Annotated in this window: 1 rRNA gene; it reads left to right on the top strand. The window is 48.2% G+C overall.

Annotated elements, in window-relative coordinates:
- Positions 1-255: ribosomal RNA gene (locus EWU21_RS11225) — 23S ribosomal RNA — on the top strand; the annotation flags it as partial.

Raw genomic sequence — 255 nt, 5'->3', positions numbered from 1 at the left:
AACGTTGAAATACCACCCTTCTTGTACTGGAATTCTAATCCCCAAAGGGGAGACATTGCTTGGTGGGTAGTTTGACTGGGGTGGTCGCCTCCAAAAGAGTAACGGAGGCTTTCAAAGGTTCCCTCAGTACGCTTGGTAACCGTGCGTAGAGTGCAATAGCAAAAGGGAGCTTGACTGTGAGACCGACAAGTCGATCAGGTACGAAAGTAGGATATAGTGATCCGGTGGTTTAGTATGGAACAGCCATCGCTCAAA

This window comes from Aquirufa antheringensis (genome assembly GCF_004307425.1).
In the GTDB taxonomy this organism is placed as follows: domain Bacteria; phylum Bacteroidota; class Bacteroidia; order Cytophagales; family Spirosomataceae; genus Aquirufa; species Aquirufa antheringensis.
This window is presented reverse-complemented; position numbering and strand designations above follow the sequence as displayed.